This window comes from Spiroplasma sp. ald (assembly GCF_044714355.1).
GTDB classification, from domain to species: domain Bacteria; phylum Bacillota_I; class Bacilli_A; order Mycoplasmatales; family Mycoplasmataceae; genus Spiroplasma; species Spiroplasma phoeniceum.
Genome location: NZ_RXFY01000031.1, coordinates 1 through 8357 on the forward strand (window position 1 = coordinate 1; position 8357 = coordinate 8357).

Sequence of the window (8357 nt, forward strand, 5' to 3'; positions counted from 1 at the left end):
TAATTTTAGATTCCTATAATTTCTATTTTAAATATATTTTATAGGAATTTTAAAATAACTAGGTTATGCAAGAAGTCTATTATATTCTTTTATGAGGAATGAATAAAAGTGTGTTTGGAAACAAAATATTTAGAATATTTTGCATTCTATCAATAATTTGTTATAGTTTGCAATCATATTTTACTAGTATTCATTATTCAATGACAATGTTAAATATTGGTAACGGTCAAACAATTATTTTTCAAGACAAGCGTACTTTAAAAACAGTTTTATATGATGTTGGTGTTGGCTATGGTCGTTCAAAACAATTAGTTAGTAATTATTTAAAATGAGCAAGTATTAATTGAATTGATGCTATTTTTGTTTCACATCAACATGATGATCATAAGAATAATTTATCAACTGTAAAAAAATATTTTAATATTAAACAAGTAATTCAAAATGATACAAAATTGAAAACATTTCAATTTGGTGGATTAGGATTTACTGTCTTACATAAAACAATTAATGATAAAGATGAAAATAATAATAGTTTAGTGCTTTTGGTTAAAATAAGTCAATATCAAATTTATTAACAGGTGATATTAGTAAAAAATTGAAATAAATTTATTACGAGAAAAATTATCTCCAATCACTCTGTTACAAGTTCCGCATCATGGTTTAGAAACTAGTTCAAGCTTAGCATTTTTACAAAAAATAACACCAAAGGTTTGCTTCATCTCTGGTGAAAAAACAAAACGCCAAAATTATCCGGCGCCAATTGTTGTTGAAAATTTAAAAACAATTAGGTGTCAAATTTATTTTACAAATGGTAGAAGAAATCTTCAATTTAATATTATGTCAGCATCAACAACAATTAAATTATTTTAAATCCTTAATTTATTTTTTATTTTATATGATAATATTACTTTGTCAGAAGTTTTAGAACATTCTAAAGGAGCTTTAAAAGATGTTTTTAATATATGGAGAAGATGCTTTTTTAATTAAAATGCAAAAAAATAAGATTTTAAAAAAAATTAATCCTGATAATGAGTATGATTTACAAGAATATAATTACTTAGAAGACCCCCTATTATCTATTCTGAATGATGCCAACACAATTCCAATGTTTTCAGGAAAAAGAATAATAATAGTTAATGATAGTTATTTTCTTACAGAAGAAAAGATTAAGACAAAAATAGACAATAAAAGTTATTTAACAAGTTTAATGGAATATTTAGCAGCTCCAAATCCGAGTACTTTTATTATTTTTATTTGTCCAGTCAATAAACTTAGTAATCGTTTAAAAATAACTAAACAAATGTTAGCGTTAACTAGTGTTTTAAAAGCAACAAATTTATCATATAATGAATTAATTAAGTTTATTGATGATTATATTACAAAGCATAATGGGACGATTAAACAAAATTTAATTCCTAAGATTGTTGAATATTTGCCAAATAATTTATATGTTATTAAAAATGAATTAGAAAAATTATTATTAATAAATTCAAATATTACGATGGAATTAATTGAAAATAATATGACAAAGTATTTAGATACCAATATTTTTAAATTAGTTGATGATTTATTAAAAAATGATTTGAATAGTTTTTTAATAAATTATCATTATTTACAAGAACGCGGTTTAAATAGTATTGCTTTATTAGCATTAATTACCAATAGTATTATTTTTACAAGAAATATTATTGTTTTATCTGCTTTAAAAAAAACACCCTCACAAATTGCAGAAATTTTACAAATTCATCCGTTTCGAGTAAAAAAAATTTCAGAGCATATGCATAATTTCAGTATTAATAAAGCAAATAATATTATTCAAGAATTATTTTGAATTGATTATAATATAAAAAAAGGTATAATAAGAAAAGAAATTAGTAGTGATTTGTATTTAATTAAATTATTTGATATAAATTAAATTATTACAAAAAGAGAGATGAGGGACATAAATAAATGAAAGAAAATAAATTATATGCCCATATAGTTTATACATTATATAATATCTTTAACGATGATAATATTAAGGCACAAGTAATAGTTAACCAGGACTTTAAAAAATTAGTAATTCAACAAATTTGTAATTTATTAACATTAGAAAAAGAATTTAATGCAAATTTAAATGATAATAAATTTACTCTTTGATTTGCTCAAGTTTTGGCTGATATTACTAATGAATCAGAAACAATTGAAAAGGTTGACGGGGCTACTTTTAATATGTTAGATGAAGAATATGTTGCTTTTGTGCAATATATTGTTTCAAATTTTAGTGTTGAAAAAAATTATATTACCAGAGAAAACATCGTCACTAATGAGTTAATTGATGCCACAGCTGATTTTACTGATGAAAAAGCAATTGATAATGCTCGTGAGAAGTTAAAAGTTAAAGCTAATGAAGAAGGGGCAGACGAATCACAACCGGAAGTAGGACCAGCAAGAGGAATTGGAGACATAGGAGCGCCAATGGGTGGCATTAGCCCAGACTTTAGTGATCCAAGTAAATTTTATATGTCACAAATGATGCAGCAAATGGCAAATATGCCAATTCATCCACGCTTAGACCCACGGTTTTATTTTTATACTTCAAAACCAAAGTATATGCCAATTTTAAAGAAAATTGTTGCTAGTTTTGTTATTTTAGCTTCTGTTTTGTTAATTTTATTGTGATTTTTAAATTCCTATTTAAATATCTATTTAGACACAAAAGTAATTGTTTATACAATCCCAGGAACTAGTGCAGTTGTTATTATTGGTGGTGGGGCTGATAGTGCTTTACATAATGCTAACAATAATTTTAGTGAAGTATTTAGTTTTGGTCCAAAATATAAATTTTTATTAATGCAGTCCGCCGGATTGCAAACCTTCTCAGGAATTTTATCGATTTTGCCAGGAATTTTCTTGGGTTATGAATTATTAGGGAAAAAGCGTTTTAAACGGGATAATTATGTTGTTAGATTATGACCAGTTGTATTATCAATCATTATTTTTCTTTATTCTTCATTGTCATTAATTCAAGTATTATTACCAAATGTTGTTGAGAAATATTTTAATAGTATATCGGTACCTAATAATGGCTATATTATTAAAAACGACCCACAATTAGAAATAACAGAATGATTATTATTACCAGATTCAGATTTAACTATGACAATTAATAGTTTAGTAAGCGAAGTTTATAATAGCACAACTTACCAAGTATTACATATTTTTACAATTATTTCAATGATTGCTGGTCTTCTTGCGGGAATTATGGTTATTATTTTAGCAGTTTTAGCTCCTAAAACAGACCGTAATAAATTAATTCGTGCCAATACAGAATACCAAAAAGCAGTTACTGCAATGATGAATGGACAAAAATATGAAATGGATCCAACATTATTTGATGATGAGTTTAAGGATGATAATGTTTTTGAAAAAGATGATTCTAATAAATCAAAAGATAAATAAAAAAAATCATAATTAATATGATTTTTTTTATTTTTTTAATATTTACTGTCTTTGTTGAAAAGGATTTTGAAATTAATGTGCTTTAAGCATTAATCTGCTTTTAACACGAGCAGCTTTATTAGCATGATAAATTCCTTTAGTAACTGCTTTGTCAACTAAACTAATTGCAGTATTAACTAATTGTGATGCGTTTGCTTCTTGTGCGTTAATAGCGATTTCTGCTTTTTTGATTGCTGTTTTTACTGATGATTTAAAAGATTTATTTGCTAAATTAGCTTTTGAATTTGTTTTAACTCTTTTAATTTGTGATTTAATATTAGCCATTTTTGCTCTCCTTTCGACTTTTAATACACAAAGGAATTATAGCAAATAGATAAAAAAGTGTAAAAGAAAGTACTACTTTTTTTAATATTTTATCATTATTTTTTTAAATATATCTGTATAATAATTGTAAAGTAGGTGGATATAGAAATGGGATATTATTATCAACACCATTTAGGGTTTTCTTTTCATTGTTTGCAACGAATTCGAGAACGAATTCCTGCTTTTAAAAATGAAAATGACTGAATTATTAAAGAAAAAATTATTAAAATGATTGATAATTCTTCTGATCGAATTGAGACAACAAAAAATTTATATATTAAATTGGATGATTTAAAAGGGAACTTATATGTTGTAGTTGCAAAACAGACAAGATTAATTGTAACAGTAACTCCAATGAGTCCTGGAAAATTATTGGATATTATTACAAGGAATTAATTTTTGTTTTTTATTTAAAAAATCAATATGTTATAGTTAAATTGTAGGAAAAGGAGAACAACAAGAATGAAAATTGTGATTGGGAATGATCATACAGGTATTGAAATGAAAAATGCAATTGTTAAACATTTAATTGCACAAAAATATGAAATTATTAATTTAGGTACAGATAGTATTGAGGCAGTTGATTATCCTGATATTGGTCAAGCTGTTGGTGAACGCGTAATTAAAGAAAAAAATAGTATTGGAATTATAATTTGTGGAACAGGAATTGGAATTTCAATTGCGGCAAATAAAGTAAAAAGAATTAGAGCAGCATTGTGTAATGAAACAATGCTAGCAAAATTAGCGCGCGAACATAATAATGCTAATGTTTTGGCATTGGGTGCTAGAGTTATTGCAAATCAAAATGCAATTTGAATTGTTGATATGTTTTTAAATAGTACTTTTGATGCTGGTCGTAATACGCTTCGTGTTGAAAAACTTAATAACCTTTAGGATAAAATTATGAATAATTGAGATAATTTATTTTTGTATCCTTTTTTAACAATTTTACTTATGTTAGGATATATAACTAACTTGGTTAAAAAAGGAATAAAATCTTTTTATCAATGAGTTTTTATTATTCAGCATTTTTGTTTTTGGTTAGCATTATCATGTTCACTAACTTTAAATTATAATTTTATCATTTTTGATTTTGCTAAAAATATTAATTCAATTACTCTTTTATTATTAGTTAGTACATCTTTATACGCGGTAATCTTTTTTATTCCAGCTTCATGAATTACAGGATTATTTCAAAGTCGGAAATTATGGTTTTGAATTTCATATTGCTTAATGTTTTTAGGAATTTTATTAGTTTTTATTTTACCGCAAAATTGAATTACTATGATTATTTGTACCATTACTTTTGGCTTTGGTGTTTCAACAAATTCATTATGATATTTAAGTTTTAATGAGATTTATTTTTATCGAACTAATCCTTTTGCAACAGTAACTTTAAATTTACCAATTGTTGTAATAGCGAATATGACTGGTGCTAATGTATTGATGTTTGTTAAAAATTTTAATAATAGTGAATTAACATTCCGTTATATTATTTTTGGAATAAGTACTATTATCCTAATGTTTTCATTTGCTTTTTGTTTTATATGCCGGAAATTAAAAACAATATTGGTGCTTTTTCTCCGAAAGTTTTAAAACATTTTAGTACATTTTCATGATGAAAAATTATTGTTATTCTTAGTCTATTATTTTTTATTGCTATTTTAAGAGAATTAAATCAAGGTGATTTTTTAAATATTATTTTAGCACAAGAAACTTGAGTACGTTATCACAGTAAAATGATGGTGGAACATTATTTACATTTAGTTCAGGAAATTTGATGGTTTGCACAAATTATTGGAGCAATGTCTATTTATTTTTTTATTAGAAAAATTGGAATTAAGAATTCATTAATTTTATCATTAATAATTTGAAGTCTATATTTTATTTTTGTTGCTATCATTCCAATTCCGGAAGTTTTATTAATTTGTCAATTTTTAAATGGTTTTGCAATGATATTTTTGTTTGGAATTTTATTTTCAATTACAATGATGTGGAATTATCGGATTCAAAATCAACCTGTCACGGGTTGTTTTTCAGCATTGAATGCTTTAGTAACATTTCTTATACAGTTCTTAATCCGGGTTTTTGCCCATTATCAAGTTGGTATTTTTAGTAATTTAAATTTAGATTGAAATTTACCATTTATTAAAAATGATTTATTTTTAGATTCATTAAAGCAAGTTATTTTATATTTATATTTAAGTTGTGCTATTAGCTGCTTTATTTTAATTGTTGTTGTTTTCTTTAGCATTAAATTTATTAGTGGTGAATATTATAATCGCAACCAATTTGAAAGTAAGCTTAGTGAATTAGTTGGAATCGTTGTTATCCATGAGATTGATCAAAAAATTGCTTTAAAAAAATATTTACAAAAAAAGAAGTTACATAATAACTTCTACTGCAATAATATCAGGCATTTCTTGTTTAACAATTTGTTCAACACCATCTTTAATTGTTGAATCAATTAATCCGCAACCAACACATGCTCCTGCCAAACGAACATAAACAATATTATTTTTAACTTCAACAAATTCAATATCGCCGCCATCTTGGTTAATATAAGGGCGAAGATTATCAATAATATCTTTTGCTTGATTTGTTTGTGTCATTCTAATCACCCTCACTATTTAATTATAGCATTTTTATAACAAAGTTAGTTTAATTAATTATGGATATGTATATAATATAGGTAGAGATTCAATTTAGAATTTTTATTGGAGTTTAAGTGTTTAGAGGAGGACTAATGGAAGAAAAAAGTTTTAGTATATATGGCCTATCTGCTGGAATAAAATTAGCAGACGAAATTTGTAAAATTTTAGGTGTAACAAGACAAGAAATGGAAACTGTTCGTTTTGCTGATGGTGAAATTTTGGTAAGGGCAATGAATTCAGTGCGGGGGAAAGATGTTTATATTATTCAATCAACATCTTGGCCAGTCAATGAGAATCTAATGGAATTATTAATTGCAATCGATGCTCTAAAACGTGGTAGTGCACAAAGCATTAATGTGGTCATTCCTTATTTTGGATATGCTCGTCAAGATCGAAAAGCACGTGGTCGCCAACCAATTACATGTAAATTAGTGGCGAATATGTTAACAACAGCAGGGGCAACAAGAGTAATGACTGTTGATTTACATTCACCACAATCAATGGGATTTTTTGATGTTCCAGTTGATGATTTACGTTCAACACAAGAATTAGTAAGAACAATTGTTCGAAAAATTGAAGAAGACCATCTTAAAGAAGAAATAACAATTGTTTCACCAGACCATGGTGGATTAGTACGGGCACGAGATGTGGCTAATCGTTTAGGAAATTTAGCTGGGAATATTGCAGTAATTGATAAGCGCCGTCCAAAACCAAATGTTAGTGAAGTTCAATTTATTTTAGGAGATGTCAAAGACCGTATTTGTTTTATTGTTGATGATATGATTGATACAGCTGGCACAATTTGTAATGCAGCAAAAGCATTAAAACAGCATGGGGCAAAAGCAGTTTATTTATTAGCATGCCATGGAGTATTTTCACCCCCAGCAAAAGAGCGTTTAACAGAACTTATTAATGATGGTACAGTTAAAAAGGCTATTGTTACAAATACAATTGATATTAATCAAGATCGATTATTTGACGGGTTAGAAGTCATTTCAATTGCTGATTTAATTTCACACATGATTAGAGCAATGATTGAAAAACGTAGTTTATCAGATGTTTATTCAAAATGTAATGAGCAAATAAAAAAAATAATTGAGAAAATAAAAAATAAAATAGTTGGTAAAGTTTGCATTGTTTAGTTAAGAAATGCAAACTTTTTTTATAACATTTTTTAAGAAAGAGAGTAATTTATTTATGATTAGATAATCAATTTTAAAGTAGTTTTTTGCTATAATTAAATTAAGAAAAAGCTATTTATCCAAATTATTATTATATTGCAATATACACTAGTTAAAAATATCAAGGAGCAAATAATGATAACTTCAATTTATGGTTATAGACGTATTATCCAAATTATTATTAATATAAGTATTTTAATTTTAATATTATTATTATTATTATTGACTATTAGTTACTATTTATTTACAGCAGTTTTCTTTTTTAAGTACAATATTAGCATTACTATATATGATCCCATTTTTCAAATATTTTTTCTTAATTTTATTTTAAAAGGTTATTATCCATATTTAACTATTGTTCTGTATTGTGTAATTATGAATATTTTTTATAGTATTTTAATTATTACTTGAACAACAGTATTAGAAGATAATAAATATAATAAATATTATTTTTTAATTTTAATATATAGTTTTTTTAACTTAAGTTTTATTATTAATTTATTCTTTTTTAATAAAAAAGAAATTGACAAAATTGTTAAAACAAATATTAATGTTAATCAAAGAATGAATTTTCATGAAAATATTATTATTTTTATTACGAGTATTTTTGTTTTTGCTTACTTTGCTATTTTATTTTCAACAGCAGATATTTTAGCGATAAAAGAAGAAATATTTCCTTTTGTGACATGTATAGTTATTTTTTCATTATTTTTTATTC

Annotated in this window: 11 protein-coding genes; 9 read left to right on the forward strand and 2 right to left on the reverse strand. The window is 25.2% G+C overall.

Annotated features, from left to right (window positions below; genetic code table 4):
• Positions 1-200: 200 nt before the first annotated feature.
• The 3 genes from EHU54_RS02525 to EHU54_RS02535 all read left to right on the forward strand — a co-directional run bounded on the left by EHU54_RS02525 (position 201) and on the right by EHU54_RS02535 (position 3441).
• Complete coding sequence (locus EHU54_RS02525) at positions 201-575, forward strand: hypothetical protein (RefSeq protein ID WP_400248772.1); 375 nt, start codon at positions 201-203, stop codon at positions 573-575.
• A gap of 374 nt (positions 576-949) precedes the next feature.
• Complete coding sequence (gene holA / locus EHU54_RS02530; protein ID WP_400248773.1) at positions 950-1915, forward strand: DNA polymerase III subunit delta; 966 nt, start codon at positions 950-952, stop codon at positions 1913-1915.
• Between the two features lie 35 nt (positions 1916-1950).
• Positions 1951-3441: a hypothetical protein gene (locus tag EHU54_RS02535; protein WP_400248774.1), complete on the forward strand. Its 1491-nt coding sequence runs from the start codon at positions 1951-1953 to the stop codon at positions 3439-3441.
• Positions 3442-3513: 72 nt separating this feature from the next.
• Here EHU54_RS02535 and rpsT read toward each other — a convergent pair whose 3' ends face one another.
• Positions 3514-3765 carry a 30S ribosomal protein S20 gene (rpsT, locus tag EHU54_RS02540; protein ID WP_400248775.1) on the reverse strand — a complete coding sequence of 84 codons (252 nt, stop codon included), beginning with the start codon at positions 3763-3765 and terminating at the stop codon, positions 3514-3516.
• A 147-nt stretch (positions 3766-3912) separates the two neighbouring features.
• On the opposite strand from rpsT, the gene EHU54_RS02545 reads away from it, so the two are divergent.
• The 4 genes from EHU54_RS02545 to EHU54_RS02560 all read left to right on the forward strand — a co-directional run bounded on the left by EHU54_RS02545 (position 3913) and on the right by EHU54_RS02560 (position 6275).
• Positions 3913-4200, forward strand: coding sequence for a hypothetical protein (locus tag EHU54_RS02545; protein ID WP_400248776.1), 288 nt, complete (start codon positions 3913-3915; stop codon positions 4198-4200).
• Positions 4201-4266: 66 nt separating this feature from the next.
• Complete coding sequence (rpiB, locus tag EHU54_RS02550) at positions 4267-4698, forward strand: ribose 5-phosphate isomerase B (protein ID WP_400248777.1); 432 nt, start codon at positions 4267-4269, stop codon at positions 4696-4698.
• Positions 4699-4707: 9 nt separating this feature from the next.
• Positions 4708-5400: a hypothetical protein gene (locus tag EHU54_RS02555; protein ID WP_400248778.1), complete on the forward strand. Its 693-nt coding sequence runs from the start codon at positions 4708-4710 to the stop codon at positions 5398-5400.
• A complete protein-coding gene (locus tag EHU54_RS02560; RefSeq protein ID WP_400248779.1) occupies positions 5352-6275 on the forward strand; it encodes a hypothetical protein in 924 nt (307 codons plus the stop codon). The genes EHU54_RS02555 and EHU54_RS02560 overlap by 49 nt, the downstream gene beginning before the upstream one ends.
• On the opposite strand, the gene EHU54_RS02565 is transcribed toward EHU54_RS02560, so the two are convergent.
• Positions 6189-6416, reverse strand: coding sequence for a NifU family protein (locus tag EHU54_RS02565; protein WP_004028319.1), 228 nt, complete (start codon positions 6414-6416; stop codon positions 6189-6191). The genes EHU54_RS02560 and EHU54_RS02565 overlap by 87 nt on opposite strands.
• Positions 6417-6550: 134 nt before the next feature.
• Here EHU54_RS02565 and EHU54_RS02570 point away from each other — a divergent pair, with 134 nt between their 5' ends.
• Positions 6551-7600 carry a ribose-phosphate diphosphokinase gene (locus tag EHU54_RS02570; RefSeq protein WP_400248780.1) on the forward strand — a complete coding sequence of 350 codons (1050 nt, stop codon included), beginning with the start codon at positions 6551-6553 and terminating at the stop codon, positions 7598-7600.
• A 174-nt stretch (positions 7601-7774) separates the two neighbouring features.
• On the forward strand, positions 7775-8357 hold a 583-nt coding region (locus EHU54_RS02575; RefSeq protein ID WP_400248781.1), incomplete at its 3' end, for a hypothetical protein.